Below are 537 nucleotides of genomic sequence, written 5' to 3'. Positions count from 1 at the left end.
GTCGGACGCGTCGCGGCGCGCGGCCTCGGCCTCTTCGAGCGCATTCATCAGCGCGCGGCGCTGGCCGATGAAGGCGTCGGGCGCGTCGCTCAAGCGCGCATGTTCCTCTTGCGCCGTCGCCAGCCGCTCTTCCAGCTCGCCGATGCGGTCCTGCGCACGATCGCGACGCTCGGCCCAAGACGAGGTTTCTCGCGCGATCGCCGAAAGCCGCGACGCGCGCGCCGCTCTTTCGTGGCGCAGGGAGGCGACTGCGCCCCGCGCCTCGCCAGCCTGGGCGCGCTCGGCCGTGGCGCGGCCGCGCAAATTCTCCAAAGCGCCGGCGAGAAAGGCCGGCTCCTCAAGCTGGTCGAGCGCCTGCGTCACGCTTGCGCGCTTCTGCGCGGCCTCGTCGCGATTGGCGAGCGTTTGCGCCTTGGCTTCCTGAAGCGCGGAAAGCCGCTGGGCGATCTGCGCCTGACGACGCTCCGCCGTCGAATGGCGCTCGCGCGCTTCCTCCAGGCGGACGCGGGCGCGACGATGCGCGTCGCGCGCCTCCGC

General features: G+C 73.0%; 1 pseudogene. It reads right to left on the bottom strand.

Annotated elements, in window-relative coordinates:
• Window positions 1–537, bottom strand: a pseudogene (locus NEI07_RS12085) (chromosome segregation protein SMC); the annotation flags it as partial.

Source organism: Methylocystis suflitae, from assembly GCF_024448135.1.
Lineage (GTDB): Bacteria > Pseudomonadota > Alphaproteobacteria > Rhizobiales > Beijerinckiaceae > Methylocystis > Methylocystis suflitae.
This window is presented reverse-complemented; position numbering and strand designations above follow the sequence as displayed.